Origin of the sequence: Xanthomonas sp. LMG 8993 (genome assembly GCF_009835065.2) — a bacterium.
Lineage (GTDB): Bacteria > Pseudomonadota > Gammaproteobacteria > Xanthomonadales > Xanthomonadaceae > Xanthomonas > Xanthomonas arboricola.
This window is the reverse complement of the sequence record NZ_QVIF02000004.1, coordinates 21,960-47,995: the sequence shown is the minus strand read 5'-3', so window position 1 is coordinate 47,995 and position 26,036 is coordinate 21,960. Positions and strand designations below refer to the sequence as shown.

Below are 26,036 nucleotides of genomic sequence, written 5' to 3'. Positions count from 1 at the left end.
GCTCTACTCCAGTGGGGGTGTTGCGAGGTGTGGGGCATGGTTTGCTGGGCGCCGCCGGCCGCCGGCCGCCGGCCGCCGGCCGCCAATCCCCAATCCCCCCGGCTACAGCCGGTACGCCACCGCTTTCATCAGCTTGGAGGCCAGGGCCATGGCGCTGGGGATCGGGGGCGGGAGGATGCGCGCGCCGGCCTGTTCGGCCTGGTCGGCGTGGCGGGCTTCGTCGATCTTCATCACGCGCAGGATCGCGCGGCTGCGCTGGTCGCCCTCGGGGAGGGTTTCCAGGTGTTCGTCCAGATGGGCTTCGACCTGGCGCTCGGTTTCGACCACGAAGCCCAGGCTCCAGTCGTCGCCGCGCAATCCGGCCAGGGCGCCGAGCGCGTAGCTGCCGGCGTACCAGAGCGGGTTGAACAGGCTGGGGCGGCTGTCCAGCTCGTGCAGGCGGTCGGCACACCAGGCCAGATGGTCGGTTTCTTCCTGCGCCGCCTCCAGCAGATGGTGCTGGGTGTGGGCATCGCGGGCGACCGCGGCCTGGCCGAAATACAGGCCTTGCGCGCAGACTTCGCCGACGTGGTTGATCCGCATCAAGCCGGCGGCGTGGCGACGCTGGTCCGGTTCCAGTGCGACGTCGGGGGTGTCGGCGGCCGGGTTGGGCCGCTCGGCGGGCGGATTGCCGAATACCGTGTCCAGCGCGCGCTGGGCTTCGACCAGCAGCCGGTCGAGCGGGCTATGCAGTCGGAAAGAGGAGATCTGGGTCATGCGCCGATTCTGGCCCCGGACCGAGCCGCTGCCAACCGCCAGCGCTCCGGCCAGCCGGCGACTTGCGTGGCCTTGTATCGTCCCGTACAATCCCGCCTCTTCTGTTTCGCCTTCACAACGCGTGGCAAAGTTCCAGCGGTCATTGCCGCTGCAATCCGCCCGACCACTCAAGAGTTTTCTCATGACTACGTTCACCGCCAAGTCCGAGACCGTCCAGCGCGACTGGTATCTCGTTGACGCCGCCGGCAAGACGCTCGGCCGTCTGTCCACCGAACTGGCCCGCCGTCTGCGCGGCAAGCACAAGCCGGTTTATACCCCGCACGTCGATACCGGCGATTACCTCGTGGTGATCAATGCCGAAAAGATCGTGGTCACGGGCAACAAGCTGAAAGACAAGAAGTATCACCGCTTCACCGGCTACATCGGTAACCTCAAGACCGAGAGCCTGGAGCAGGCGCTGGAGCGCCACCCGGAGCGCGTGATCGAAATCGCCGTCAAGGGCATGCTGCCGAAGGGCCCCCTGGGCCGCACCATGTACCGCAAGCTCAAGGTCTATTCGGGTGCCGAGCATCCGCACGCCGCCCAGCAGCCGCAAGTTCTGGATATCTAATCATGGCTATCACGCAAAACTACGGCACTGGCCGCCGCAAGTCCTCCACCGCTCGCGTGTTCCTGCGCAAGGGTACCGGCAACATCACCGTCAACGACCGTCCGCTGGACGAGTTCTTTGGCCGTGAGACTGCACGCATGATCGTGCGTCAGCCGCTGGAACTCACCAAGAACACCGAAAGCTTCGACATCCTGGTCACCGCCTCCGGCGGCGGCACCACCGGTCAGGCCGGTGCGATCCGTCTGGGCATCGCCCGTGCACTGGTCGAGTACGACGAAACCCTGAAGTCCGAGCTGCGCAAGGCCGGCTTCATGACCCGTGACGCTCGCGAAGTCGAGCGTAAGAAGGTCGGTCTGCACAAGGCCCGTCGCGCGACCCAGTTCTCCAAGCGCTGATCCATCGCGTTTGTTGCGTCCCGGTTCGCCGGGGCGCCTGCTTCAGAAGCCCGGCCATGCCGGGCTTTTGTCGTTTTGGGGCCTGCGCAGTGGGTGCCTGCAGTCGGTGGCCTGCTGTGTCGAGGCAGATTTTTCCTTGCCCAGGTCTGGTGACTTTCGCAAACGCTGGCTGGTCATCTCGTGTGTACCGGCCGCTGCGCCTGCGCACGGCGGCATGGGGTTACGCCGCCGTGGCCGGGCTCTGTGCCTGACTGTTGGGTGCCTGTCTGACCCGGTATCCATTTTCGACCAGGGTGGGTGTCGCCTTCGGTGATCGCTGTTCGGCCTTGGGGCGGGAATGCCTGCTGCACGAATGCCGGCAAGCAGTAATCGGGCAACAAAAAAGGCCCGATCGTCAGATCGGACCTTTCGTGTTTGGCTGCCCCGGATGGATTCGAACCACCGAATGCCTGAGTCAGAGTCAGGTGCCTTACCGCTTGGCGACGGGGCAATAAAACGTGTTGAACCAAGAGTATTGCATGCCCAGGTGGGCCTGAAAACCTTGGTGGCTATGGGTGGACTCGAACCACCGACCCCAGCATTATGAGTGCTGTGCTCTAACCGGCTGAGCTACATAGCCTAGGGAGCCGGTAATTCTTACCAAGCGCCCGCGTCTTGTCAAGCATTTCGTTTTCAGCTTGTGAGCCGGCCGTCGCCGTGGCAGAGTCGGTGACAGTAGATTTTCAGGAGTCCGCATCGTGATCGATCCGGACGGTTTCCGGCCAAACGTCGGCATCGTGCTGATGCGAGAGGATGGTCAGGTGTTCTGGGCACGACGTGTGCGCAGAGACGGCTGGCAGTTCCCGCAAGGTGGCATGAATACCGATGAGACACCCGTAGAAGCCATGTACCGCGAGTTGCGCGAAGAAACCGGGTTGTTGCCCGAGCATGTCGAATTGCTCGGTGCCACCCCCGGATGGCTGCGCTATCGCCTGCCGAGCCGGGCAGTGCGGCGCAATGAGCGCCAGGTCTGCATCGGCCAGAAGCAGGTCTGGTTCCTGCTTCAGTTCACCGGCCACGAATCCCATCTCAAGCTCGACCACACCGACACGCCGGAGTTCGACCACTGGCGCTGGGTGGATTTCTGGTATCCGGTCGAGCATGTGGTGATGTTCAAGCGTGGGGTCTATGCGCGCGCGCTGCGTCATCTGGCTCCGCTGGCGCAGACCATCGCGGGCTCTGCGGCGGTCGGGGTGATGCCCGAGCGCGCGCTGGAGGCCTGGTTGCCGGGCAGCAGCGCGGCGGGGCACGACAGTCCGCGCAAGCGTCCACGCAAGCGGGGCGGGCCTCGTGCGGTACGGATTAATAATGATTAACGTTTGGAATTGACACCTATTCTCGTTTGCGGTGCAATCAGCGCCGGTCCTCTCCGGATCGCCAGCACCCGACCGATACCGTGTACGTCTGCATCTGTAATGGGGTCACCGACCACCAGATCCGCGAAGCGGCCGAGAATGGCTGCGCCAGCGTGGCCGAACTGACCATGCGCACCGGCTGTGGTTCGAACTGTGGGTCGTGCCTGGAAATGGCGGGCGACGTGCTGAGCCAGGCCCATGCGAGCCGTGCGCTGCCGTTACCCATGCTGGGACTTGCCAGCGCTGCCTGAGCGCCTTCCGCTGTGCTCGCGCACTGTCGGTAACGGACTGCCGCGAGCAGGTTGCCGGTCTGGCTCGCTCTACCGTCGTTCTGTCGCGCCGCCAAGGCGCGATCGATAGGTCGCCTTCCTGGCTGACCATCATGCGGTCAGGTCGTAACCCTGCGGTTGCCGTTCGATCGACAGCGCGCGATGTTCGGCAAATGATCGATGCGCACGTTACGTGCAACAGGCCATCTGCCGGCCACCTGCGGGCGGGCAGGCGTCGCGCAACTGATCACGATTCGCGTTCCTTCATGCGCCGCGGCAACGCGCTACAGTGCGGCCGGCTCACTGTCTCGGAGACATCGCATGAAGGGCGATACCAAGGTCATCGAGTACCTCAACAAGGTGCTCTACAACGAACTCACTGCGATCAACCAGTACTTTCTGCACGCCAAGATGCTGAAGAACTGGGGCCTGAAAGAACTGGCCGAGCATGAGTACAAGGAATCCATCGACGAGATGAAGCATGCGGACAAGCTGTCCGACCGCATCCTGTTCCTCGAAGGACTTCCGAATTTCCAGGCGCTGGGCAAGCTGCGCATCGGCGAGAACCCCACCGAGATGTTCCGCTGCGATCTGGCGCTGGAGCGTGAGGCGGTCGCCGTGCTGCGCGAGGCCGTGGCCTATGCGGAGACCGTCAACGACTACGTCAGCCGCCAGCTGCTGGTGGACATCCTGGAATCGGAAGAAGAGCACATCGACTGGCTGGAAACGCAGCTGGATCTGGTGGCGCGCATCGGCGAGCCGAATTACCTGCTGACCAAGCTGGACGACTGAGGGCGCTCAGCGCGGTGCTGGTCGGCGTTGTGTCGGGACCAGCGCAATAGGGTGAGTCAGTAGGCGCTTGCACTGCTGGGGAGCATGCAGGCGCTGCATGGGTGTCGTGCTGTCGCTGTGGCTGGCCGCATTTGGCTGCGCGCGCACCTCAACCCCAGCTCTTTCCGCGCCCCCGGGCCCGCGTCTGCGACGCAGGCGCTCCAGGGCACGCACGCCAGTGGCGCGCAAGCCCTGCCTTTTCGCCGCGGCGGAGCAGGGCGGAATTTTTCTTCGCGGGATGTCTTCGACTGTGTTGCCTGGCGGTCGTTGTCATCGGCTGCAGGCTTGCGCGGTTCAGCCGGCTGTGCGGGCCTTGGCCTGCAGGCGGGCGACCTGGCCGAGCAGCGCCAGACGGGCGCGTGCGTATTCGGCAATGACCAGCGCCACCATCACCGAGGGGCGTTCGATGGTGCCGGTGCGCGCGGCCAGTTCGATCCGGCGCGCGGCATTGGCCAGCGCCTGGGCGCCGACATTGGCGCTGGAGGATTTGAGCGTATGCGCCAGATCGCGCAGCTGCATGCTGTCGCGGTTGGTGGCTGCGGTTTCCAGGCGCTCGATGATGCCGGGTGCGTCTTCCAGGAACAGCTGCAGGATGGTGATGGTGTCCGCGCCCGCCACCTCGTACAGCTCATCGATCACGCTGTTGTCCAGGATCGGCAGGGCGCGCGCCTGCGCGGCGCTGACGCTTTCGGGATCGCCCGCTGCCTGGCTGCCGATGGCCGGGCCAGGCAGCAGCGGTTGGCGCGGCAGCCAGCGCTGCAGGCAGGCGTCGAGCTGCTCGCGGGCGACCGGTTTGGACAGATAGTCGTCCATGCCGGCGGCCAGGCAGCGTTCGCGATCGCCGGCCATGGCGTTGGCGGTCATCGCCACGATCGGGATCGGGCGGCCGCCGCTCTCGGTTTCCATCGCGCGCCAGCGGCGGGTGGCGGCATAGCCGTCCAGCACCGGCATCTGGCAATCCATGAAGACCATGTCGTAGCGGGTGGACTCCATGCTGCTCAGCGCGGCTTCGCCATCGGTGGCGGTATCGGCGTCGAAGCCGAGCACGGCCAGCAGTTTCTGCGCGACCAGCAGGTTCACCGGGTTGTCTTCCACCAGCAGGATGCGTACATCGCGCGCGTTGGCCAGCGCCGGCGCCATCGGCTCGGGAATCATCGCCGCGGCCAGCGTGGCCGCGTGGGCCGGCCTCGGCTCGGGCGGCAGCACCAGCGAGCGCAGGGTCTCGTCCGGGCTCTGGCGCGGCACCAGGGTGGCATTGTCCTGCAGCTCGGACGGCACCGGCTCGTCGCCGTACAGCCAGATCAGGCGTGCGCCGCTGAGGTCGTCCGGGCGCGCGAGTGCGCGATGCACGGCGCGCGCGCTGTAGCGCAGCGTGTCGTGGTCGGCGATGACGCAGCGGAAGCCTTCGCTGTCGCTGTGGCGACGCACCCGCTCCAGCGCTTCCTGGGTGGTTTCCATCAGCACGTGCGATACGCCCCAGCTGTCCAGCAGGCGCTTGAGGCGCTGCAACAGGCGGGTGTCGGAGCTGATCACCATCACCCGCGCGGCATCGGCGCCGGCGTTCTGCTGCAGGTCGCCGATGACCTTGAGCAGCGGGATTTCGAACCAGAACGTGGCGCCGCGCCCGGGCTCGGACTCCACGCCGATGCGGCCGCCCATCAGGTCGATGATGCGCTTGCAGATCGCCAGTCCCAGGCCGGTGCCGCCGTACAGGCGCGTGGTGGAGGCGTCGGCCTGGGCGAAGGAGCGGAACAGGCGTGCCTGCTGATCCGGGGCGATGCCGATGCCGGTGTCGCGCACCTGGAAGCGCAGCAGATGCTGGGCGCGGGTTTCGCCCAGGCGACGCAGCTGGATGTCGACGCTGCCGCGCTCGGTGAACTTGATCGCATTGCCGATCAGGTTGCCCAACACCTGGCGCAGGCGGATCGGGTCGCCGCGCACCAGCAGGCGCACCGACGGTTCGATATCCAGCCCCACGCGCAGCTGCTTGCCTTCAGCGGTGCGCTGCAGCAGCTGCACGACGCCGTCGAGCAGCTCGCGCAGGTTGAAGGTGGTGATCTCCAGTTCGAGCTTGTTGGCTTCGAGTTTGGAGTAGTCGAGGATGTCGTCGACGATGCGCAGCAGTTGCAGCGAGCTGCCGGTGGCGGTCTGCAGCATGTCGCGCTGGTCCAGGCTGAGCTGGCCGCTGGAGATCAGTTCCAGCATCGGAATGATGCCGTTGAGCGGGGTGCGGATCTCGTGGCTCATGGTGGCCAGGAATTCGCCCTTGGCCAGCGTGGCGGCCTCGGCGGCCTGCTTGGCGCGCAACAGTTCCTGTTCGAGCGCGCCGTGACGCTGCAGCTCCTGCTGTAGGCGTTCACGGGCAACGTCGGCTTCTTCCAGGCGTTGCAACAGGGCGCGCTGCGCGCGCGCGCTGCGGTAGCCGGCAACCGCAGCGCATAGACCGAATACCACCGCCAGTGCTGCAGAGAGCGCCGTCACTGCGCGCCACGGCCCGTCGATGGCCGACCACTGCAGGCCCGCACCCAGCGCAGCGACCAGCGCGCTCAGCGTGGCCAGGCTGCTCCAGGCGCGGAGGCCTCCTGCCCGCGCTGTCACTCAGAGCACCGCGTTCGTGAAGTCGAAGTCCAGTTCCTTGCCGACCGTCTGCACCAGGTTGCCCTGGATGAAGTCCACGCCGCTCATCCACATCGCCGCGGCCGCCTGCGGATCTTCGATGCGTTGGCCGATGATCAGCAGGCCGCGCTGATGGGCGATATTGATCACGCTGCGCAGTTCGTCGCGGACTGCCGTGTTGCCGTGGGCATCGGCGAAGCGGTTGGCCATGCGCACGAAGCTCAGCGGCAACTGGTCCAGCAGCGCGTTGGCCTCGTCGCCGGGCTCGAACTGGCTCAGGCAGAACTGCACGCCGGCCGGCATCAATTTGGCGCAGAACTGCTGCACGGTGACCGCGTGGATCAGGGCATCGTCCAGGCGCAGGTCGACGATCAACGATTGCCCGGCCACGCCGCGCTCGACCAGCGCCTTGAGCAGCCAGTCGGCAAAGGCATCGCGCGCCAGCGTGCGCGGCGACTGCGACACAAACAGCCGCAGCGGCGGGTGGGCGTGCTGGTACAGATGCAGCAGGCCGAGCGCGTGATCCATGACCTGCTGGTCGAGATCGGCGATGCGTCCGGCCGCTTCGGCGGCGGGAATCACCTGGCCGGCCGACAGCAGCGTGCCGTCGGCCTGGCGTAGCCGCAGCAGCACCTGGTATTGCGCGGTGTCGCCGCCGGCCACCGCCACGATCGGTTGATAGGCCAGTTCGAGCTGGCCTTCCACCAGGCGCAGTTGCTCCTGCTGTTCGGCCTGGCTGGGGGCCAGATAGGCCTGCACGCCGTCGCTGCGCAGGCGTGCCTGCAGCGCGGTGCGCTCGACCGCTTCCAGCGCGCTGCCGGTGTCGTCGAAGCCCAGACCCAGCGGTGCCACGCCGATGGCGCAGCGCACGTGCACCGATTCCTCCTCGCGCACCGGGAAGGCATGCGCCGACAGCCGCTGGCGGATCTCCAGCGCATGCTGTTCCAGGCTGGATTCGGGCATGTCCACGCCCAGCAACAGGAAGCTGTTGTCGTTCAAGCGCGCCAGCGGATACGGGTGCGCGGCACTGGCCAGGCGATGCCCGGCCTGGGTCATCAGACGCTCGTAGGCGGCATAGCCGTAGCGCTCGCGCAGGCCGAGCGCGCTGGCGATTTCGATGAAGAACAGCCCGCCGGCCTGCTTGCGCGCCAGCGCATCGGCCAGCAGTTCCATCACATGGCCGCGCGTCGGCAGGCCGGTTTCCGGATTGCTGCGCACGCTGACCGGTTCGCCGGCCTGCTGCAGCGCCTGTTGGCGGGCGCGGCGGATGCGGTTGGACACCGCGGCGATCAGGTGGCGTGGGCGGATCGGCTTGGTCAGGAAATCGTCGGCGCCGCTGTCGAGCACTTCGAACTGACGCTCCGGATCCGGGTCGCCGGTCAAGAACACGATCGGCAGCAACTGCTGGCCCGGCTGCTGGCGGATCAGGGTGGTCAGGCGGATGCCGTCCAGCTCGGGCATGTGCAGGTCCATCAGGATCAGATCCGGGTGGTAGTCCTGGATCGCCTGCGGCACGCTGGCGGCGGTCATTTCCACCTGTGCATGCATGCCGGCGCCGTGCAGCACGCTCTGCGCAAACAGCGCCTGCGAGCGGTCGTCCTCGACGATCAGCACGCGGTACGGCGCGTCGGCGGCGGCGTTGTCATCGCCCTCGCGCGGGGTTGAGGCGGTCGTTGGCGTCGGCGCTGCGGCCGTCGCGTGCGCGCTGCTGCCTTGTGCAGCGGACTGCGCTGGCGCCATCGGCAGGATCATTGCGGGTGCGGCAGCGAGCGCCGGCGCCGGAATGATGGCCGCGCTCACCGGCTCGGCAACGGTGGACGCCGCCGCGGTCTCGTCGGCCCAGCGGCGCCAATAGTCGGCCGGGGGCGTTTCTGCGCGCAATGGACGATTGCGCGTGGCGGTGTCGTCACGGGTGAAAGGAACCGGATCTCGGGCGGCCATCGATACTCCCTGCAGTCGCGATGATTATGCGATGAACTTCACGATAGCGGGGAGCGACGTGCAGCCGGCGTGGTGGTGGAACGCATCGGCGCGACCAGCCGGCGCATGCCCCGCCACAGCAGGCGCCACACCCACCACACCACCAGCGTGGCCAGCACGCTGGAGCCCACGGCAACACTGAGTGCCAGCCACGGGTGCGCCAGTGCCAGCGCCAGCGCGGTGGTGGTGATGGTGTCTTCGGCCAGCGAGGCGACCCAGTTGCTGGCCGGTTCCGGCGAGGTGTTGAGCAAGGCGCGGGTGCCGGCCTTGAGGGTATGGCTGGTCAGCGCCACGCCCGCGCCGGCGGCCAGCACGCCCGTGCTCAGATCACCGTCCGGCGACAGCGTGGCCGCGGCCAGGAAGGCACCGGCCGGCACGCGTGCCAGGGTCTGCAGCAGGTCCCAGCCCGAATCCACGCCGGGGATCTTGTCGGCGAAGAATTCGGCCACCGCCAGTGCACCGGAGGTGCCCAGCACCCACCACGACTGTGCCGGGTGCAGGGCGGGCGGCAGCTCGATCCAGCCGAGCAGGCCGGCCAGGCCGACACCGAACACGGTGAGATAGGCACGGATGCCGGCCAGCCAGGCCAGCAGGATGCCGATCACGAACAGATGGGCTTCGCTCATGGCGTCGTCGATCCCTGCAAACAATTGCAGAACTATCGCAGAACTTTGGGATAACCGCCGGTCCAGCGCCAGCACGACGGTCAGTGTCGCTCTGGCACACTACGCCGCCCATGACTGCGCCGGCCCGTCCGGACCCGATGCCCATGCGACCAGCCGCACGCGTTCAGATCGTCCAACGTGACTCCGGCGGTGGCCGTCCCCGCGGCCGCTGGTTATGGCTGGTGATTGCGCTGGTGTGGCTGGCATCGCTGGGCGTGACGTGGTGGATGGCCAGCCGCACTGCCGCGCCGCGTCTGGTCCAGGCCGAGGCGGCGCTGCAGCAGGCGCAGCGCAACCAGGCCCAGCAGCGTCGGCAGATCGCGCAGCTGCAGCAGCGCCAGGTCAACCTGGCGATGTCCGACAAGATCAGCCGCGCCGCCAATACCGAGGTGCAGGCCTCGCTGGCCGAGCGCGACGAGCAGATCGCCGCACTGCGCGCGGATGTGGCGTTCTACGAGCGCCTGGTGGGCTCCACCGCGCAGCGCAAGGGGCTGAACGCGCACTCGGTGCAATTCACCGCCGAGGCCGGCGGCACCTGGAACTACAGCGTGGTGCTGACCCAGAACCTCAACCGCGGCGCGATCAGCCAGGGCCAGCTGCGCTTTGCGGTGGAAGGCGTGCGTGCCGGCAAGCTGGTCACGGTGAGCTGGAACGAGCTGCACCAGAAGCCGGATGCGGCCGGGCAGCCGTACTCGTTCCGCTATTTCCAGCAATTGGACGGCAGCGTGATCCTGCCGAAGGATTTCACTCCGCAACGTGTCAAAATCTCCCTGAGCGGCGATGGGGCGCCGGTCAATCAGACATTCGACTGGAAAGTCGCCGGGAATGGCGCGGGGGAGTAGCTGATGTTCGGAAACAAATCCAACCGTGGTGCGCAGACCGTGGTCGACACCTTGATCGGGCCGCAGGTGGTCATCCGCGGCGACCTGATGTTCAGCGGCGGGCTGTATGTGGAAGGCCGCATCCTGGGCAAGGTGATTGCCGAAGACGGCGCCAGCGCCACCTTGACGGTGGCCGAGCAGGGCAGCATCGAGGGCGAGGTGCGCGCGCCGGTGGTGATCATCAATGGCCAGCTGACCGGCGACGTGCATGCCGCCGAGCGGGTCGAACTGGCCGCCAATGCGCGGGTGCAGGGCAATGTGCATTACCAGGTGGTGGAGATGAGCGCCGGCGCGCAGCTCACCGGCCGCCTGATCCATGCCGCGACCGCCGCGTTGCCGGCGCCGGAGGCCGGCCGCGTCGAGCCGGTCAAGGCCTTGCAGGCCGAGACTGCCGACGCCTGAGGGTGTGGCCTGCAGCTGAAGCGGGCGCCAGATTTGGCAAGCAGCGCTTGAAGTGGGGCCGCCTGGCCCCCATGCTGACGCCATGAGCACGCTCGTTTCGCTTCCCACCGCCGCCCCGGCCCCGGACTATCAGTCCATCGACCGGCCGCTGAACTTTTCCGTGGCCGCTGCCAGCAAGGTGCGCGAGCTGATCCAGGAAGAAGGCAACGCCGAGCTGGCGTTGCGTGTCTACATCCAGGGTGGCGGCTGTTCCGGCTTTCAGTACGGCTTCGAGTTCGACGAGAACCGCGCCGAGGACGACCTGGCCGTGGCCACCGACGGGGTGACGCTGCTAGTGGACCCGCTGAGCCTGCAGTATCTGATGGGCGCCGAAGTGGACTACACCGAAAGCCTGACCGGGGCGCAGTTCGTGATCCGCAATCCGAACGCCAAGACCACCTGTGGGTGCGGTAGCAGCTTCAGCGTCTGAATCGACGCGGTTGCTGGTGCCTGGTTGTTCGTGTGTGATGTTGCGGTCGAGTCGCGGGCAACCTGCTGCCTGCGACGTTTTCAGGTCTGACATGGTGCAGTGATAACGGCAGTCGCGTGAGTGTGTCGATACGGCCTCACGCTGTGCGTCGCTTGCACGCGCTGTATGACTCTTGATGCGACGCGTGTTGCGGGTCAACGACACCGCAGCCGGGCGGATTTTCAAACGCCGATCTATGTGATCCATGCACTGCGCAGATGCTCGCCGATGCACTGGCGAAGCGCACCGCGCTATCGATGTACATGTCCAACGCGCTGTGAACATTCGCCTGCTGCGGGGTTCGCCATGCGCGCGCAAGCTTCGTGCGCGCGAGCTGGGCCGCGTGCGGCGATGGCGATACTGCACGCATGCCCAGCGCTGGTGCCAGCACATGCCGATTTTGATTCATGCATCGCGTCTTGCCTTGCGTGACGCGCGCGGGCGGTCGCCACTGCGCTGACCGAGCGTACCGCGCACCGCGCCGATCCCACCCCATGGCGCAGTCACCGCGCCGCCCAGCCCGCGGACGTTGATCGCGCAACGGATCTCGATCCTTCGACACGCCAGTCCCCTGCCCATTGCAGTCATCCACGAGAGAAGCCTCACCATGTTGCAGATCAGATCCCGTTCGACGCTGGGCCTGCTGGCCATGCTTGGTATCGCCAGCGCAGTGCTTGCACCCAGCGCGCAGGCATCGCCCGCACGCGGCAGCTTGCTCAGCAGCAACTTCCTGACCAGCTACACCCGTGATGCGATTGCCGCGTTGCTCACCTCCGAGCCGAAGGCCGAACAGCCCAGATGCAACGTGCGCGTGGCCGAGTTCACCTATGCCACCGTCGGTGTCGATGGCGAGCCGGCCACTGCGTCGGGCGTGGTGCTGATTCCAGGCGGCGAGCGTTGCAGCGGGCCGTATCCGTTGCTGGGCTGGGGGCGGTCGACAGCGACGATCCGCAACGAGGAACAGGCCAAGGACATCCGTGATGCCAAGGGCGACGACCCGCTGGTCACACGTCTGGCCAGTCAGGGCTATGTGGTGGTCAGCAGCGATTATCTGGGGCTCGGTCAATCCAGCTATGGCTTCCATCCCTACCTGCATAGCGCGACCGAGGCCAGTGCGACGATCGATGCCTTGCGCGCGGCACGCAGCGTGTTGCAGCGTTTGAAGACGCCGTTATCCGGCAAGGTCATGCTGTCGGGGTATTCGCAAGGCGGCCATGCCGCACTGGCAACCCAGCGGGAAATCGAAGCGCATCTGTCCAGCGAGTTTCATCTGGTTGCCAGCGCGCCGATCTCCGGGCCCTACGCGCTGGAGCAGACCTTCGTGGACAGCTGGAGCGGGAGCAACGCGGTTGGCGAAAGCAGCTTCGGCATCATCCTGGGCAGCTACGCGATCGTCGCGATGCAGCACACGTATCGCAATATCTATCTGGCGGCCGGGCAGGTGTTTCAGGATCCGTGGGCGGCCCGGGTCGAGGCGCTGTTCCCCGGCAAGCTGGGCCTGACCGATCTGGTCCTGGGCGATACGCTGCCCGGGATCGACCAGCTCAAGGCGTATTTCCAGCCAGGGTTCTATCGCGACTTTGCCAGCAACCCCGGCAATCCGTTCCGCAAGGATCTGGCACGCAACGACCTGCTGGACTGGGCGCCGCAGACGCCGACGCTGCTATGCGGTTCGTCCAACGACGCCACCATTCCGCTGAAGAATGCGGTGACCGCAATTGCCGCTTTCAAGCATCGCGGCAGCACCCAGGCAGCATTGGTCGATATCGGCAGTGGCGACCCCAACGACAACTCGGCGTTCGTGCATCTGACCACCAACGAACCGTGCATCGTCGCCGTGCGGCATCAGCTGCTGGACAAGCAGCGCTGAGGCCGGAATGGGGTGTCGCTGACAGCGCTGGATGATCAGCGCGTCCAGGATCGGCGCTGGACGCCTCGCCCTGCGATGGAGCCTTGTCGCTGTCACCGGCGACAGGGCTGAAGATGCCGGGATTCGGACTCGGCTGGCTGCAGCACATGTCGATCGCACGTGGCCTGCTCTGCGATGTGGCGCGCAATGTGACGCGCTCATGACTGCCCGGCGGGCGCCAGGTGGTGTCGACGTCTGAACGCGCGCCGCCGGCCGGGCCTGCATCGATGGTGCGCTGCTTGCGGGCGATGCCGATTATCGGCAGGCTTGCGCCGATGTCAGAGTCTTCTTTTTCAACCTCCGGTTTTGCCTTCACCCATGCGCCGCTGGATCGTGGCGATCTGTTGCGTGACGATCCCGCGGCGCTGGCGCGTCTGTGGCCGCAAGGCCGCGTGCTGCTGCTCGATGCCAAGGGCACTGCGCTGGCCGATGCGGATGGCCAGCCGCTGCTGATGGACGGTGCCGCGCTTGGCGACGGGCCGGACGGGGCGATCTTTCTTGGGCTGCGCGATGACGTCGGCTGGTTCTGCCTGCCATCCGATGTGCTCGGTGTGGAAGCGCCGCAGCGCATCGACCTGCGCCAGGCCGCCGCCGACTGGCCGGCAGACATATCCACTGCTTTTGCCTATGCGCGTGCGATGTTGCACTGGCAGTCGCGCACGCGCTTCTGCGGCGTCTGCGGCGGGGCGATCGCGTTCCGCCGGGCCGGCTTCATCGCCCATTGCACGCAATGTCAGACCGAGCATTACCCACGCGTGGACCCGGCGATCATCGTGGCGGTCAGCGATGGCGCGCGCTTGCTGTTGGGGCGGCAGGCAAGCTGGGCGCCGGGGCGTTATTCGGTGATTGCCGGCTTTGTCGAACCCGGCGAGTCGCTGGAGCAGACCGTGGCGCGCGAGGTGTTCGAGGAAACCCGCGTGCAGGTGCAGGACTGCCGCTATCTGGGCGCGCAACCGTGGCCGTTCCCGGGTGCGCTGATGCTGGGCTTCACCGCGCGCGCTGCGGCAAGCGAGGTGCCGCAGGTCACCGGTGAACTGGAAGACGCGCGCTGGGTCAGCCATGCCGAGGTCACCGCGGCATTGGCCGGCGAAGGCCAGGTCGGGCTGCCGCCGCGCATTTCCATCGCGCGGGCGCTGATCGAGCATTGGCATCGCGCGCATGGCTGAGCCGGGGCGGGCGCTGCAGCGCAGGCGGATCGGGTGCGCCTGCATCGGCTCGGCTAGACTCGGCTGAGGAGGCCCACCCATGTTCACCACCCTGGTTGCTGTCGTCGTCGCACTTGCGCTGGGCCACCTGGCGCCCGCCCAGGTGGCGCGGCTGCGGCGTTTCGAATGGTTCGGCCAGTGGCTGCGCCGGCTGGACAGCCATGCCGCCGGGCGCGGTGCGTGGCAGGGGCGCTATGGCGTGGTGCTGGCGCTGTTGCCGGCCTTGCTGGTGGTCGTGCTGCTGCAATGGCTGCTGGACGATGTCTGGCGCGGGTTCTGGGCCTTGCTGTTCGGCGTGGCGGTGCTGGCCTGGACCTGGGGGCCGCGCGATCTGGACCGCGATGTGGAAGCGGTGATCGATGCCGACGAACCGGGCGCGCGCCGCGATGCGATCGCGCAGCTGCAGGCCGCCGGCGGCAGCGTGCACGAGGACGCGCCGTCGCTGGTGGAAGCGGTGGTGGTCAATGGATTGCGGCGCTGGTTCGCGGTGCTGTGGTGGTTTTTGCTGCTGGGGCCGTTCGGCGCGGTGCTGTATCGGCTGACGGCGCTGGCGGTGGAAAGCCCGCTCTCGGTGCTGCTGCCGCCGCGCAACCTGGCCGGCGCGCGCTGGTTGCTGGCCGCGCTGGAATGGCCGGTGGCGCAGTTGATCACGGTGTCGATGGCGCTGGTGGGCAATTTCGACACGGTGTTCCGTGCCTGGCGGCAGGCGCATGGCAACCGCTGGTCGCTGGAGCCGCATTTTCTCGGTGCGGTGGCGCGTGCCAGCGTCAGCGCCGAGCTGCGCGAGGAAGCCCACGACTACACCGATTCGGGCCTGGTGCCGGTCTGGCGCCGGCTGCCGGAGGTGCGCGATGCGATGAGCCTGGTCTGGCGCGTGCTGCTGCTGTGGATGGTGGTGCTGGCGTTGCTGGTGATTGCCGGCTGGGTGCGGTAGGCGCGCAGCCTGATTTCGATCGCGCGGCTGTTCGCGACCTGCTAACCCGGTGCCAGCAAGGTAAACGGGTACCAAGGCAAATTCCTGGCAACCCAATACATCGGCAATGCCCATAACCAGAACTTCGGTTCGGACATCACTGCCACCACCGGTGCGAACCAGCGCGCGCGCCAGCCGGCTTTCCAGGCAATCAGGCCGGGCAGGGTGAACAGGCCGAGCACGGCGGCCGGGTTCATGGCGAAGGCGCCGGGCAGATCGAAGTGCACCAGCGCATATAGCGCGCGGGTCATGCCGCAACCGGGGCAGTAGCAGCCGGTCACGGCACGGAACACGCAGGGCGGGAACGGGCTGTTGCTCGCGTTCGGATCGAAGCGATACAGCAGCGACACGCCGAAGGCGGCCACGCTGGTGGCCGCCCCGAGTCCAAGCCAGTGGCGTGGGCGCAGTTCCATTACTGCATGTGCTGCAACTGCTGCATGTAGTCCATGTAGCCCTGCATGCCGCCGGTGGCGACCATGCCGATGTTGATCAGCAGGCCAATGACGGCCAGCACGCTGGTCACGATGCACCAGGTCTTGGCGGTGTTGGAGGCACGCCGTGCGCCGTCGATGTCGCCCTGGTTGAGCAGGCCGTTGACCTTGCTGGAGAACACGATCGCCACGATGCCGGTGATCAGGGCCGGGCAGCACAGGCAGAAGCCGAGTACGGTGGAGACGATCGCCCAGATCAGGTGATTGGGAATCGGGCCCGGTGCGGCGCTGGGCGAGGGATGGATCGGCGGTGGGATGGCACTCATGGTGAAGCTCCTTGGGTGGTAAACAACAGCGAGATGTTGCAGCGCGTGGGGAAGGCAGCGATGGGCCGCGCAGGCAGCGTCCACCGATCACGGCGAACGCGTCTGACACGGTGATGTGGCGTACGACGACTTCCCCCGGTCCTTCTTGTCGCGCCCGCTAGGCGAGCGCGGCGGCAATGCGTGCAATGGCGCACAGGCTACTCGCGGCACGCGGCGGACGCAAAGCCCGCGCTGGCCGCAGTCACGGTTGATCCTGGCGCAGTGCACGGACCTGCTGTTCGAGCAGCGCGGCGGTCGCCGCGTCGCCGGGAACCGCTGGGCCGGCGGCCACTTCGATATGCGCGCGGATCCGGCGCGGCACGCGCATGCGGCCCAGGCGGGTGTCGCGGCGGCTCCACATGCTCGACCACATGCCACGCAGTGCCATCGGAATCACCGGCACCTGGCGGCGTTGCAGGATCTTCTCCACGCCCGACTTGAACGGTGCAATCTCGCCATCCCTGGTCAATGCGCCTTCGGGGAAGATGCACACCAGCTCGCCGTCGGCCAGCGCCGCATCGATACGGTCGAAGGCCTGCTGCATCAGCGCGGGGTCTTCGCGTGCGCCGGCGATCGGGATCGCCTTGGCGGTGCGGAAGATCCAGCGCATCACCGGGATGCGGAAGATCTTGTAGTACATGACAAAGCGCACCGGGCGCGGAATCACCGCCGACAGGATCAGCGCGTCCATGTAGCTGACGTGGTTGCAGACCAGCAACGCGGCGCCTTCGTCGGGCACGTGGCGGTCGATGTCGCGCGTGCGCAGCCGGTACAGCACGCTCACCAGCACCCAGCTGAGAAAGCGCATCAGGAACTCGGGCACCAGGGTGAAGATCCACAGCGCCACCAGCGTATTGGCCAGCGCCAGGGCCAGGAACACCTGCGGAATGCTCAGGCCCGGCAGCGGAATGCGCACGCCGAACAGCACCAGCTGCGGCAGCTGCAGCGCGATGCCGATGATGGCGGCGGTGACGATGAACAACGAATTCTGGATATTGAGCCCGGCGATCACGCGCGAGAGTTCGGCCTTGGGCGTGCGGCTCTGGATCAGCGCAAACAACGGCACCACGAACAAGCCGGTGAACAGGCCGATGCCGACCAGGTCCACGATCAGGCGCACGCTGCCGGCCTGCTGCACGAACTGGCCGATCGACAGATCGGTGGCCGGTGCAACACCGGGACGCGCGAAGTACAGGTCCAGCAGAAATGCGCTGATGCCGAACGCGCCCAGCGGCACCAGGCCGATTTCCACGGTGCGTCCGGACAGCCGCTCGCACAGCAGCGAGCCGACACCGGTGCCGATCGAAAACAGCGCCAGCGCGAACACGTACAGATCCTGCTGGCCGCCAAGATTGACCTGCGCGTAGGTGGGCAACTGCGCGGTCAGCACGGTGCCGACGAACCAGAACCACGACACCCCGAGCACGGCGTTGCGCACCGCCGGCGTGCGCCGGGTCAGGCGCATGATGGCGCGCGATTCGGGGATGGGGTTCCAGTTGATCTTCAGCTCGGGCGCGCCGGCATCGACCTTGGGCACCAGCCGCGCGACCAGGTTGCCGGTGACGGCAATCGCGATCACCGCGGTGGCCGCGGCGACCGGCCCGTGGCTGCCGGCGATCTGGAAGATCAGCCCGCCGAAGATCATGCCGCACAGGATCGAGATCGAGGTGCCCATCTCGACCAGGCCGTTGCCGCCGGTGAGTTCCTCCGGTTTCAGCACCGAGGGCAGGATCGAATATTTCACCGGCCCGAACAGCGTGGACTGCAGGCCGGTGCAGAACAGCGCGACCAGCAGGATCACCATGTTCTCGGTGACAAACCCCACCGCCGCCAGGGACATGATCGCAATCTCCATCGTGGTGGTGATCACGATGAGTTTCTGCTTTTCCAGCTTTTCGGCGATCTGCCCGGCCAGCGCGGAGAACAGGAAGTACGGCAGGATGAACAGTGCCGGCGCCAGATTGGTGTACAGCGTGCGCTGCGCCGCATCGATGCCCAGGTAGAACAACAGGCCGATGATGGCCTGCCGATAGACGTTGTCGTTGAACGCGCCCAACGCCTGCACGGCGAAGAACGGCAAGAAGCGGCGCTGCCTGAGCAGGGCGAACTGACTGTGACCGGACATGCAGTTTCCTTTGCGAACGCGCGCAGCCTAGCAGGCTTCCACGGCGCGCTGGTGCATGCAGACGCGCTCAGCGTGGCGCGCGTGCCGATGGCGCACGTCGCGCGACCTGGGCGCGCAGCAGCGCCATGAAGGCCCGTGCGGCCGGGGTGGGATCGGGCCGCCACACCGCATAGGTCAGAAAGCCGAAGCGCTCCTTCAGCGCGACCGTCACCACCCCGCGCATGGCCGTGGCCATGGTCTGCGGCACGATGCCCACGCCCAGGTCGGCGGCGACCAGTTCGCGCATCAGGTCGGCATGGGTGACCTCGTATTGCTGGCGCTGCCGCAGGCCGGCCTGCGCGAATGCCGCATCGACGATGCCGCGCACGCCGGCGCCGGCGATCAGCCCGGCCATCGGTTCGTCGTCCAGCTCGGCCAGCGCCACCCGCTTGCGCGTGGCGAAGCGATGGCTGGGCGCCACGATCAAGGCCAGGGCTTCCTCGTGCAGCAGCAGCCGCTGTTCCGGCACCGCGACCTGCGGGCCGACGCCGACCAGGGCCACATCCAGCCGGCCTTCGCCCAGGTCGTGCAGCAGGGCCTCGCTCATGGCGGTGCGCAGGTGCACGTCCACCCGCGCATGCGCGCTGCGAAAGGCGCGCAGCAGCGTCGGCAGCTGCACGGTGGTGAGCGAGGAGATCTGCCCCAGCGTGAGCCGGCCGCGCACCGTGCCCAGGGCCTGGGCCATTTCCTCGTGCAGGCGTTCGGCCGCGCGCAAGGTGGCGCGGGCGTTGTGCAGAAACACCTCGCCGGCTGCGGTGGGCCGCACCCGACGGGTGCCGCGCTCGAACAGGCGCGCACCGAGGGATTCCTCGATCTTGGCGACCTGGTGGCTGAGCGCCGATTGCACGGTGTTGCACCGGCGTGCGGCGGCGGTGAAGCCGCCTTCCTCGGCCACGGCCACGGCGAACTCCAGCTGGCGCAGGGTCAGCATGCGATCTCCAAACGTGATGGACACGGTGAAAACAATACATTGGAAAGATGCCGCGTCGCTGCCCACACTGCGCCCATTCCTACAGCAGGCACCTGCCATGACCGTCGAACCGATTGCCCACCCGCCATTGCCGCGCCGACTGGTGCTGCTGATGGCCGCCGCCACCGGGCTGGCGGTGGCAAGCAACTACTACGCCCAGCCCTTGCTGGAGACGCTGGCGCAGGCGTTCGGGATCCAGGTGCGCAGTGCCGGGGCGGTGGTGACCGCCGCGCAGCTGGCCTACGCGGCGGGGCTGCTGTTGCTGGTGCCGCTGGGCGACCGGCTGGAGCGGCGCGGGTTGATCGTCGGCCTGTTCGTGCTCAGTGCGCTGGGGCTGCTGGTAAGCGCCGCCTCGCATAGTTTCGGCATGTTGCTGGCCGGCACGATCGTCACCGGTGCCAGTTCGGTGGCTGCGCAGATCCTGGTGCCGTTTGCCGCGACCCTGGCCGCCCCGCACGAGCGTGGGCGGGTGATCGGCACGGTGATGAGCGGCCTGTTGCTGGGCATCCTGCTGGCGCGCACCGCGGCTGGGGTGTTGGCCGGCGTTGGCGGCTGGCATACGGTGTACTGGATCGCCTCCGGCCTGTTGCTGGTCACCGCCTGGCTGCTGTGGCGCGGGCTGCCGCGGCACCCGGGCAATGCGCAGCTGTCGTATCCGCAGCTGGTGGGTTCGGTGCTGACGCTGCTGCGCGACGATGCGGTGTTGCGCTCGCGTGCGGTGCTGGGCGGGCTGATCTTTGCCGGCTTCAGCATGTTCTGGACCACGCTGGCGTTCCTGTTGTCCGGGCCTGCGTATGGCTATGGCACGGCGGTGATCGGGCTCTTCGGCCTGATCGGTGCGGCCGGCGCGCTGGCGGCCAACCGTTCCGGTCACTGGTCCGATCACGGCCATGGCGACCGCGTCAGCTGGGGCGGGCTGGTGATGCTGCTGCTGTCGTGGGGATTGCTGGCGTTTGCGCCGCAGTCAATCGCGCTGCTGATCGTCGGCGTGCTGCTGCTGGATATCGCGGTGCAAGGCGTGCACATCGCCAACCAGAGCGTGATCTACCAGCGTAATCCGAACGCGCGCAATCGCATCACCTCGGCCTACATCACCTGCTACTTCATCGGCGGTGCGGTGGGTTCCACGCTGGGCACGGCGGCATATGCGCAGGCCGGCTGGAACGGTGTGGTGATCGGTGGGGCGGTGCTGGCGGTGGCGGCACTGGGCTGGGTGGGACTGAGCGTGGCGCGCAAGCACTGGAAGTAGAGGCGGTTGCCGGAACGGCGCAGCGGCAACCGGATCAAGTGGCCTGCGCGCGCACCACGAGGCGTCGGCATCGCCGCCCACATCGATGCGGCAGTGGCTGCGCGGCGTGCATGCGCACCACCGACGACGCGCTAGGTCTTGCTGGTCGCCAGGCGCGGTGTGCCTTCTGCCGGCGCGGTGGTGACCGCCACGGCAGCGGCACGCAGTTTGGGCAGCAGCCGCAGGGTCAGTGCCAGCTGGTCGCGCACCAGGCGCTGCTTGGGCGGCAGTTGCACGGCATGCTGCTCCAGCGCTTCGGCAGTGGCGATTTCCTGGCTTTCGTCGTGTGCCGGCAGCGGCTGGCGTTCGCGCAAGGCGGTGGCGATTTCGCCCAGCGCGCGCTGCAGGTAGTCGCCGGCCTGCGCGATGGCAGGATCGTGTTCGCCATCGAGCGCGGCGCGGTGCGCGCCGAGCGCAGACAGATAGCCGAGCAAGGTGTTGGACAGCGCCAGGAAGCGGAAGCCGGCATCCAGGTTGCGCCGATAGCGGCCGGGTTCGCGCAGCATGTTGGACAAGGCCACCGACAACGCGGCATCGGCGTTATGCATGTCGCGGCGCGCGATGCGGTAGGGCAGGTCGTCGCGCATGCCGCTGGCGTATTGCTCCAGCACCTGGGCCAGATAGCGCGCGCAGCTGGCCAGCACCGTGGCCATCACCTGGTTGAGGCGGCGGCCCTGCCAGTCCGGCAGGATCAGGAACGAGGCGGCCGCAGCGATTGCGCAACCGATCAGCGTGTCGATCAGGCGTGGCCAGATCAGCACGAAACCATCGCCAAGCAGGTTGAAGCAGAACAGCGCCATCACGGTGATGCCGGCGGTGGCCAGCATGTAGCGATCGGTGCGGGTGATGAAGAAGATCAGCGCGGCGGCCAGCGCCAGCAGCAGCTGCACTTCGGTGCCGGGGAACAGCTGCATCAGCGCCCAGGTAGCGACCAGGCCGATCAGGGTGCCGGCGATGCGCTGTACCAGCCGCAGGCGGGTGGCGCCGTAATTGGGCCGGCACACGAAGGCGGTGGTGAGCAGGATCCAGTAGCCGTTGTCGGCATGGATGGATTGCATGATGGCGTAGCCGACCACCAGCGCGATGGCCATGCGCAGGCCGTGGCGGAACAGCACCGAGCCAGGTGTGAGTTGCTGCATCAGACGCGCAGCCATTTCGCGCAGGGTGTGCGGCGAGGAGTCGCGCAGGCGGGTGTCGAGGTTGTCGCTGGTGGAATCGGATTGCGCCGCTTCCGACAGCTTGCGTTCGATGCTCTGCAGGTTGGTCACCAGCAATTCCAGCGCGCCGAGCAGACGCGCCAGTGCGGGGTCGGCACGCGCGTGCAGATAGTCCAGCGATTGCCGCAGGTCTTCGGTGGCCAGGCGGCTGTTGTCGCCGTAATCGAACGGATGGCGCAGGCGGATCGCCTCGCCCAACGCGGCGCAGGCCTTGCCTTGCAGCGCGAGCAGGCGCTGGCAGCGGTACAGCACGTCGCTGTGGAAGAACGCGTCGGTCAGCGCTTCGTAGGGATAGTGCGAGGAACTGGCGCGCTCATGGAATTCCTGCGCCATGTAGTACAGGCGGAAATACAGGCCCGATTGCACGCCCGGCCGCCCCGAGCGGCCGAAGCGGCTCATGATCGCGGTCTTGGCGGCGTTGAGCGCGCCGACCACCTTGGCGTTCTGCTCGGCCAGCGCCAGCCGGCGTGCGTGCAGGTCGCTCTGCCGCACCGGTTCGAACAGGTCGGCCTTGAGCTTGAGATAACGGCCCAGCTCGAAGAACAGCCGCGACAGCCGTTCGCGCACCGGGCGATTGGCGAACAGCAGGGTCCACAGGATCGACAGCACGCCGTACCAGGTGGCACCGATCAGCAGCAGCATCGCGCCATGCCAGGCGATCGACGGATCGTGGCTGCCGTGCTGGTCCATGCCGATCATGGCGTAGATCGACAAGGCCACGGTGGCCTGCGCGATCGAGGCGTAGCGCTCGCCCAACGCGCCGAGCAGGGTCAACGAGAAGGTCGCCACCGCCATGCCGGTCACGAACGCCAGCGGATACGGGAACAGCAGCACCACCGACGCGGCAGCAGCGGCAAAACACAGCAGCGACAGCAGCACCGATTTGATGCGGCCCAGCCAGTTGTCGTCGGTCTCGGCGATGGCGCTGGCGATCGCGCCCAGGAACAGCGCCGGCACCGCGGTGAGCTGCTGCCAGTGCCAGCACACGCCCATTGCCACCGCCAGCGCGATGAACACACGCAGGCCATAGCTGGCCTTTTCATGGGCCCACAGGCGGCTCAGGCGGGTTTCGAAGGAGGAAGTGGCCACAGTCTCTGCAAGGCAAGGTGCCCGGGCATTATTGCCGCAGGCACGCGCCATCGGGGTGGAGGGCGGCTAGTTCTTTGTCAGTAGCCGCGTTGTCGCAAGTGCCTGGGGCAAGCCGCTCAGGCCTGTGCACCCTGCTCGCGGGCGATCGCACGCCAGCCGATGTCATTGCGCTGGAAGGCGCTGGCCCAGTGGATCGGCTGCAGACCGGCATAGGCATTGCGCTGCGCTTCCAGCACGCTATCGCCCAGCGCGGCCACGCAGAGCACGCGGCCACCGGCACTGACCACCTCACCGGTCGCATTCAATGCGGTGCCGGCATGGAAGACCTTGGCGGTGGCCGGCACCGCGTCCAGCCCGCTGATGACCTCGCCGGTGATCGGGGCTTCGGGATACGGCTTGGCGGCGATGACCACGCCCAGCGATGGACGCGGGTCCCACTGCGCTTGCGTCTTGTCGAGCTTGCCGTCAATGGCGGCGTCCAGCAGATCCACCAGGTCCGACTGCAGGCGCAGCATCACCGGCTGGGTTTCCGGGTCGCCGAAGCGCACGTTGAATTCGATCACCTTGGGCGCGCCGTGCGCATCGATCATCAGCCCGGCGTACAGGAAACCGGTGAACGGCACGCCGTCGGCGATCATGCCTTGCACGGTCGGCTCGACCACCTCGCGCATCACCCGCGCGTGCACCTCGGGCGTGACCACCGGGGCCGGCGAGTACGCGCCCATGCCGCCGGTATTGGGGCCGGTGTCACCATCGCCGACACGCTTGTGGTCCTGGCTGGTGGCCATCGGCAAGGCGTGGCTGCCGTCGACCATCGAGATGAAGCTGGCTTCTTCGCCATCGAGGAATTCCTCGATCACCACGCGCGCGCCGGCATCGCCGAACGCATTGCCCGAGAGCATGTCGCGCACCGCGTCTTCGGCCTCGCTCAGCGTCATCGCCACGATCACGCCCTTGCCGGCGGCCAGGCCATCGGCCTTGACCACGATCGGCGCGCCTTTCTCGCGCACGTAGGCCAGCGCGGCGTCCACCTCGGTGTGCACCGCGTAGTACGCGGTGGGGATGCCATGGCGCGCCAGAAAATCTTTCGCGAAGGCCTTGCTGCCCTCCAGCTGCGCGGCCTTGGCGGTGGGCCCGAAGATACGTAGGCCGGCGGCGTGGAAACGGTCGACCACGCCCAGCACCAGCGGCACTTCCGGGCCGACCACCGTGAGCGCCACGGCTTCGCGCTGCGCCAGCGCCAGCAGGCCATCCAGGTCGTCGACCTTGATCGCCACGTTGCGGCACTTGGCTTCGGTCGCAGTGCCGGCATTGCCGGGTGCCACCAGCACCTCGCTCACGCGCGCGGACTGCGCGATCTTCCAGGCCAGGGCATGTTCACGGCCGCCGGAGCCGATGACGAGGATTTTCATGTAAGTGCCGAGATTGGGGAGTCGTGATTGGGGATTGGTTGAAGCAAGGCAGAGACCGGAAACAGGAGAGACCAGAGCGACGTTGCCACTCCCGAATCCCCACTCCCGAATCCCGGCACGTCAGTGCCTGAAATGCCGCACGCCGGTGAACACCATCGCGATGCCGTGTTCGTCGGCGGCGGCGATCACTTCGCCATCGCGCATCGAGCCGCCCGGCTGGATCACCGCCTTGATGCCGGCCGCAGCGGCGGCATCGATGCCGTCGCGGAACGGGAAGAACGCATCCGACGCCATCACCGAGCCGGCCACCGTGAGCTTGGCTTCTTCGGCCTTGAGCGCGGCGATCTTGGCGCTGACCACGCGGCTCATCTGCCCGGCGCCCACACCGATGGTGCGGTGGTCCTTGGCGTAGACAATCGCGTTGGATTTGACGTACTTGGCCACGCGCCAGGCGAACAGCAGATCGCCCAGTTCGGCTTCGCTGGGCGCGCGCTGGGTGACCACGCTCAGTTCACCCAGCGACATGCCGCGGTTGTCGGACGACTGCATCAGCAGGCCCGAGCCGATCCGCTTGGTGTCGTAGTTGTTGAGGCCGTTGCCGTGCGGGATCTTGAGCACGCGCACGTTGGCTTTCTTGGTCGCATAGTCGAGCGCGCCGGGCTCGTAGTCCGGGGCGATCAGCACCTCGACGAACTGGCGATCCAGGATGGCCTTGGCGGTCGCCGCGTCGAGGGTCTTGTTGAAGGCCAGGATGCCGCCGAAGGCGCTGGTCGGGTCGGTGGCGTAGGCCAGCTCGTAGGCATCGCCGCAGCCTGCGCCCACCGCCACACCGCAGGGGTTGGCGTGCTTGACGATCACGCAGGCCGGCGCATCGAACTGGCGCACGCATTCCCATGCCGCATCGGCATCGGCCAGGTTGTTGTAGCTCAGTTCCTTGCCCTGCAACTGCTGGAAGGTGGCCAGCGTGCCCGGCACCGGGTACAGGTCGCGGTAGAACGCACCGGCCTGGTGCGGGTTCTCGCCGTAGCGCAGGTCCATCACCTTGACGAAGTTGGAATTGATCTGCGCCGGGAACGGGCTGCGCGTGGGCACGTTTTCGGTGCTGTCGGCCACCGCCGACAGGTAGTTGCTGATCGCCGCGTCGTACTGCGCCACGCGGTTGAACGCGGCCACCGACAGCGCAAAGCGCCTGGCCGCCGACAGCTGGCCGTCGTTGGCGTCGAGTTCGGCCAGCAGCTCGGCGTACTGCGCCGGGTCGGTGGCCACCGCCACGCGGGCGAAGTTCTTCGCCGCGCTGCGCAGCATCGCCGGGCCGCCGATATCGATGTTTTCCACCGCATCGGCCAGCGTGCAGTCGGCCTTGGCGGTCACCGATTCGAACGGATACAGGTTCAGCACCAGCAGGTCGATCGGCACGATGCCGTGTTCGGCCATCACCGCTTCGTCTATGCCGGCGCGGCCGAGCAGGCCGCCGTGCACCAGCGGGTGCAGGGTCTTGACGCGGCCGTCCATCATCTCCGGGAAACCGGTCAGCTCGGCGACGTCGGTGACCGGCAGGCCCGCCTCGCGGATCGCCTTGGCGGTGCCGCCGGTGGACAGCAGCGCGACATTGCGCGCTGCCAGCGCGCGGGCCAGATCGATCAGGCCGGTCTTGTCGGAAACGGAGAGCAGGGCCCGGCGCACGGGCAGGAGATCAGAGGCCATCG

At 67.2% G+C, this 26,036-nt stretch carries 23 protein-coding genes and 2 tRNA genes; 12 read left to right on the top strand and 13 right to left on the bottom strand.

What is annotated here, in order from left to right; all coding sequences use genetic code 11:
* Positions 1-102: 102 nt before the first annotated feature.
* The gene (coq7, locus tag DYQ94_RS09230; RefSeq protein WP_102255541.1) at positions 103-756 is read right to left on the bottom strand and encodes a 2-polyprenyl-3-methyl-6-methoxy-1,4-benzoquinone monooxygenase; all 654 of its coding nucleotides are present in this window, start codon (positions 754-756) and stop codon (positions 103-105) included.
* Between the two features lie 181 nt (positions 757-937).
* Here coq7 and rplM point away from each other — a divergent pair, with 181 nt between their 5' ends.
* Positions 938-1,366, top strand: coding sequence for a 50S ribosomal protein L13 (gene rplM, locus DYQ94_RS09225; RefSeq protein WP_016902424.1), 429 nt, complete (start codon positions 938-940; stop codon positions 1,364-1,366).
* Positions 1,367-1,368: 2 nt separating this feature from the next.
* Positions 1,369-1,761 carry a 30S ribosomal protein S9 gene (gene rpsI, locus DYQ94_RS09220; protein WP_016902423.1) on the top strand — a complete coding sequence of 131 codons (393 nt, stop codon included), beginning with the start codon at positions 1,369-1,371 and terminating at the stop codon, positions 1,759-1,761.
* A 415-nt stretch (positions 1,762-2,176) separates the two neighbouring features.
* Here the strand turns inward: rpsI and DYQ94_RS09215 are convergent.
* Positions 2,177-2,251 (bottom strand) — tRNA-Gln (locus DYQ94_RS09215).
* A gap of 52 nt (positions 2,252-2,303) precedes the next feature.
* Positions 2,304-2,380: transfer RNA gene (locus DYQ94_RS09210), tRNA-Met, on the bottom strand.
* A 118-nt stretch (positions 2,381-2,498) separates the two neighbouring features.
* Between DYQ94_RS09210 and DYQ94_RS09205 the strand changes: the two genes are divergently transcribed.
* From DYQ94_RS09205 to bfr, 3 genes are all read left to right on the top strand, one after another.
* Positions 2,499-3,116, top strand: coding sequence for an RNA pyrophosphohydrolase (locus tag DYQ94_RS09205; protein ID WP_024938192.1), 618 nt, complete (start codon positions 2,499-2,501; stop codon positions 3,114-3,116).
* 80 nt (positions 3,117-3,196) lie between these two features.
* Entirely contained in the window at positions 3,197-3,406 is a 210-nt protein-coding gene (locus DYQ94_RS09200; protein ID WP_126965264.1) for a (2Fe-2S)-binding protein, read from the top strand.
* A 339-nt stretch (positions 3,407-3,745) separates the two neighbouring features.
* Complete coding sequence (gene bfr, locus DYQ94_RS09195; protein ID WP_005990707.1) at positions 3,746-4,216, top strand: bacterioferritin; 471 nt, start codon at positions 3,746-3,748, stop codon at positions 4,214-4,216.
* Between the two features lie 333 nt (positions 4,217-4,549).
* Here the strand turns inward: bfr and DYQ94_RS09190 are convergent, their stop codons facing one another.
* From DYQ94_RS09190 to DYQ94_RS09180, 3 genes are read right to left on the bottom strand one after another with little or no spacing between them, the layout of a single operon-like run.
* On the bottom strand, positions 4,550-6,814 hold the full coding sequence (locus DYQ94_RS09190) for an ATP-binding protein (RefSeq protein ID WP_160954868.1): 2,265 nt from the start codon (positions 6,812-6,814) through the stop codon (positions 4,550-4,552).
* 39 nt (positions 6,815-6,853) lie between these two features.
* The gene (locus tag DYQ94_RS09185; protein ID WP_160954865.1) at positions 6,854-8,812 is read right to left on the bottom strand and encodes an EAL domain-containing protein; all 1,959 of its coding nucleotides are present in this window, start codon (positions 8,810-8,812) and stop codon (positions 6,854-6,856) included.
* Between the two features lie 38 nt (positions 8,813-8,850).
* Positions 8,851-9,477, bottom strand: a complete 627-nt coding sequence (locus DYQ94_RS09180; protein ID WP_126965262.1) for a DUF4126 domain-containing protein — start codon at positions 9,475-9,477, stop codon at positions 8,851-8,853.
* 143 nt (positions 9,478-9,620) lie between these two features.
* On the opposite strand from DYQ94_RS09180, the gene DYQ94_RS09175 reads away from it, so the two are divergent.
* The 6 genes from DYQ94_RS09175 to DYQ94_RS09150 all read left to right on the top strand — a co-directional run bounded on the left by DYQ94_RS09175 (position 9,621) and on the right by DYQ94_RS09150 (position 15,355).
* Positions 9,621-10,358, top strand: coding sequence for a DUF6776 family protein (locus DYQ94_RS09175; RefSeq protein ID WP_126965261.1), 738 nt, complete (start codon positions 9,621-9,623; stop codon positions 10,356-10,358).
* Positions 10,359-10,361: 3 nt separating this feature from the next.
* Positions 10,362-10,799, top strand: coding sequence for a bactofilin family protein (locus DYQ94_RS09170; RefSeq protein ID WP_126965260.1), 438 nt, complete (start codon positions 10,362-10,364; stop codon positions 10,797-10,799).
* An 82-nt stretch (positions 10,800-10,881) separates the two neighbouring features.
* Complete coding sequence (gene erpA / locus DYQ94_RS09165) at positions 10,882-11,268, top strand: iron-sulfur cluster insertion protein ErpA (RefSeq protein WP_024938186.1); 387 nt, start codon at positions 10,882-10,884, stop codon at positions 11,266-11,268.
* Between the two features lie 646 nt (positions 11,269-11,914).
* Positions 11,915-13,177, top strand: coding sequence for a lipase family protein (locus DYQ94_RS09160; protein WP_126965259.1), 1,263 nt, complete (start codon positions 11,915-11,917; stop codon positions 13,175-13,177).
* Positions 13,178-13,491: 314 nt separating this feature from the next.
* On the top strand, positions 13,492-14,382 hold the full coding sequence (gene nudC / locus DYQ94_RS09155) for an NAD(+) diphosphatase (protein WP_126965258.1): 891 nt from the start codon (positions 13,492-13,494) through the stop codon (positions 14,380-14,382).
* Positions 14,383-14,461: 79 nt separating this feature from the next.
* A complete protein-coding gene (locus DYQ94_RS09150) occupies positions 14,462-15,355 on the top strand; it encodes a cobalamin biosynthesis protein (RefSeq protein WP_054592426.1) in 894 nt (297 codons plus the stop codon).
* A gap of 41 nt (positions 15,356-15,396) precedes the next feature.
* Here the strand turns inward: DYQ94_RS09150 and DYQ94_RS09145 are convergent, their stop codons facing one another.
* The 4 genes from DYQ94_RS09145 to DYQ94_RS09130 form a co-directional block, all read right to left on the bottom strand.
* Positions 15,397-15,807 (bottom strand): DUF2752 domain-containing protein, encoded by a 411-nt coding sequence (locus DYQ94_RS09145; protein WP_126965257.1) that lies wholly within the window; start codon positions 15,805-15,807, stop codon positions 15,397-15,399.
* Positions 15,807-16,151 (bottom strand): CD225/dispanin family protein, encoded by a 345-nt coding sequence (locus DYQ94_RS09140; RefSeq protein WP_016902410.1) that lies wholly within the window; start codon positions 16,149-16,151, stop codon positions 15,807-15,809. The genes DYQ94_RS09145 and DYQ94_RS09140 overlap by 1 nt, the downstream gene beginning before the upstream one ends.
* Before the next feature lie 241 nt (positions 16,152-16,392).
* Positions 16,393-18,315, bottom strand: coding sequence for an MFS transporter (locus tag DYQ94_RS09135; protein ID WP_046345547.1), 1,923 nt, complete (start codon positions 18,313-18,315; stop codon positions 16,393-16,395).
* A gap of 67 nt (positions 18,316-18,382) precedes the next feature.
* Positions 18,383-19,285 (bottom strand): LysR family transcriptional regulator, encoded by a 903-nt coding sequence (locus DYQ94_RS09130; RefSeq protein ID WP_126965256.1) that lies wholly within the window; start codon positions 19,283-19,285, stop codon positions 18,383-18,385.
* A gap of 97 nt (positions 19,286-19,382) precedes the next feature.
* Between DYQ94_RS09130 and DYQ94_RS09125 the strand changes: the two genes are divergently transcribed.
* Positions 19,383-20,573 carry an MFS transporter gene (locus DYQ94_RS09125; RefSeq protein WP_016904528.1) on the top strand — a complete coding sequence of 397 codons (1,191 nt, stop codon included), beginning with the start codon at positions 19,383-19,385 and terminating at the stop codon, positions 20,571-20,573.
* A gap of 131 nt (positions 20,574-20,704) precedes the next feature.
* Here the strand turns inward: DYQ94_RS09125 and yccS are convergent, their stop codons facing one another.
* The 3 genes from yccS to purH all read right to left on the bottom strand — a co-directional run bounded on the left by yccS (position 20,705) and on the right by purH (position 26,034).
* The gene (gene yccS, locus DYQ94_RS09120) at positions 20,705-22,918 is read right to left on the bottom strand and encodes a YccS family putative transporter (protein ID WP_126965255.1); all 2,214 of its coding nucleotides are present in this window, start codon (positions 22,916-22,918) and stop codon (positions 20,705-20,707) included.
* A 116-nt stretch (positions 22,919-23,034) separates the two neighbouring features.
* Positions 23,035-24,330, bottom strand: coding sequence for a phosphoribosylamine--glycine ligase (gene purD / locus DYQ94_RS09115; RefSeq protein WP_126965254.1), 1,296 nt, complete (start codon positions 24,328-24,330; stop codon positions 23,035-23,037).
* A gap of 120 nt (positions 24,331-24,450) precedes the next feature.
* The gene (gene purH / locus DYQ94_RS09110; RefSeq protein ID WP_102580342.1) at positions 24,451-26,034 is read right to left on the bottom strand and encodes a bifunctional phosphoribosylaminoimidazolecarboxamide formyltransferase/IMP cyclohydrolase; all 1,584 of its coding nucleotides are present in this window, start codon (positions 26,032-26,034) and stop codon (positions 24,451-24,453) included.
* Positions 26,035-26,036: the final 2 nt, after the last annotated feature.

Bases quoted from the DNA above. Each gene is read 5' to 3' on its own strand.
- coq7 (WP_102255541.1), bottom strand. From the start codon at position 756: ATGACCCAGATCTCCTCTTTCCGACTGCATAGCCCGCTCGACCGGCTG.
- rplM (WP_016902424.1), top strand. From the start codon at position 938: ATGACTACGTTCACCGCCAAGTCCGAGACCGTCCAGCGCGACTGGTAT.
- rpsI (WP_016902423.1), top strand. From the start codon at position 1,369: ATGGCTATCACGCAAAACTACGGCACTGGCCGCCGCAAGTCCTCCACC.
- bfr (WP_005990707.1), top strand. From the start codon at position 3,746: ATGAAGGGCGATACCAAGGTCATCGAGTACCTCAACAAGGTGCTCTAC.
- DYQ94_RS09185 (WP_160954865.1), bottom strand. From the start codon at position 8,812: ATGGCCGCCCGAGATCCGGTTCCTTTCACCCGTGACGACACCGCCACG.
- DYQ94_RS09180 (WP_126965262.1), bottom strand. From the start codon at position 9,477: ATGAGCGAAGCCCATCTGTTCGTGATCGGCATCCTGCTGGCCTGGCTG.
- DYQ94_RS09175 (WP_126965261.1), top strand. From the start codon at position 9,621: ATGCGACCAGCCGCACGCGTTCAGATCGTCCAACGTGACTCCGGCGGT.
- DYQ94_RS09170 (WP_126965260.1), top strand. From the start codon at position 10,362: ATGTTCGGAAACAAATCCAACCGTGGTGCGCAGACCGTGGTCGACACC.
- erpA (WP_024938186.1), top strand. From the start codon at position 10,882: ATGAGCACGCTCGTTTCGCTTCCCACCGCCGCCCCGGCCCCGGACTAT.
- DYQ94_RS09160 (WP_126965259.1), top strand. From the start codon at position 11,915: ATGTTGCAGATCAGATCCCGTTCGACGCTGGGCCTGCTGGCCATGCTT.
- nudC (WP_126965258.1), top strand. From the start codon at position 13,492: ATGTCAGAGTCTTCTTTTTCAACCTCCGGTTTTGCCTTCACCCATGCG.
- DYQ94_RS09150 (WP_054592426.1), top strand. From the start codon at position 14,462: ATGTTCACCACCCTGGTTGCTGTCGTCGTCGCACTTGCGCTGGGCCAC.
- DYQ94_RS09145 (WP_126965257.1), bottom strand. From the start codon at position 15,807: ATGGAACTGCGCCCACGCCACTGGCTTGGACTCGGGGCGGCCACCAGC.
- DYQ94_RS09140 (WP_016902410.1), bottom strand. From the start codon at position 16,151: ATGAGTGCCATCCCACCGCCGATCCATCCCTCGCCCAGCGCCGCACCG.
- DYQ94_RS09135 (WP_046345547.1), bottom strand. From the start codon at position 18,315: ATGTCCGGTCACAGTCAGTTCGCCCTGCTCAGGCAGCGCCGCTTCTTG.
- DYQ94_RS09130 (WP_126965256.1), bottom strand. From the start codon at position 19,285: ATGCTGACCCTGCGCCAGCTGGAGTTCGCCGTGGCCGTGGCCGAGGAA.
- DYQ94_RS09125 (WP_016904528.1), top strand. From the start codon at position 19,383: ATGACCGTCGAACCGATTGCCCACCCGCCATTGCCGCGCCGACTGGTG.
- purD (WP_126965254.1), bottom strand. From the start codon at position 24,330: ATGAAAATCCTCGTCATCGGCTCCGGCGGCCGTGAACATGCCCTGGCC.
- purH (WP_102580342.1), bottom strand. From the start codon at position 26,034: ATGGCCTCTGATCTCCTGCCCGTGCGCCGGGCCCTGCTCTCCGTTTCC.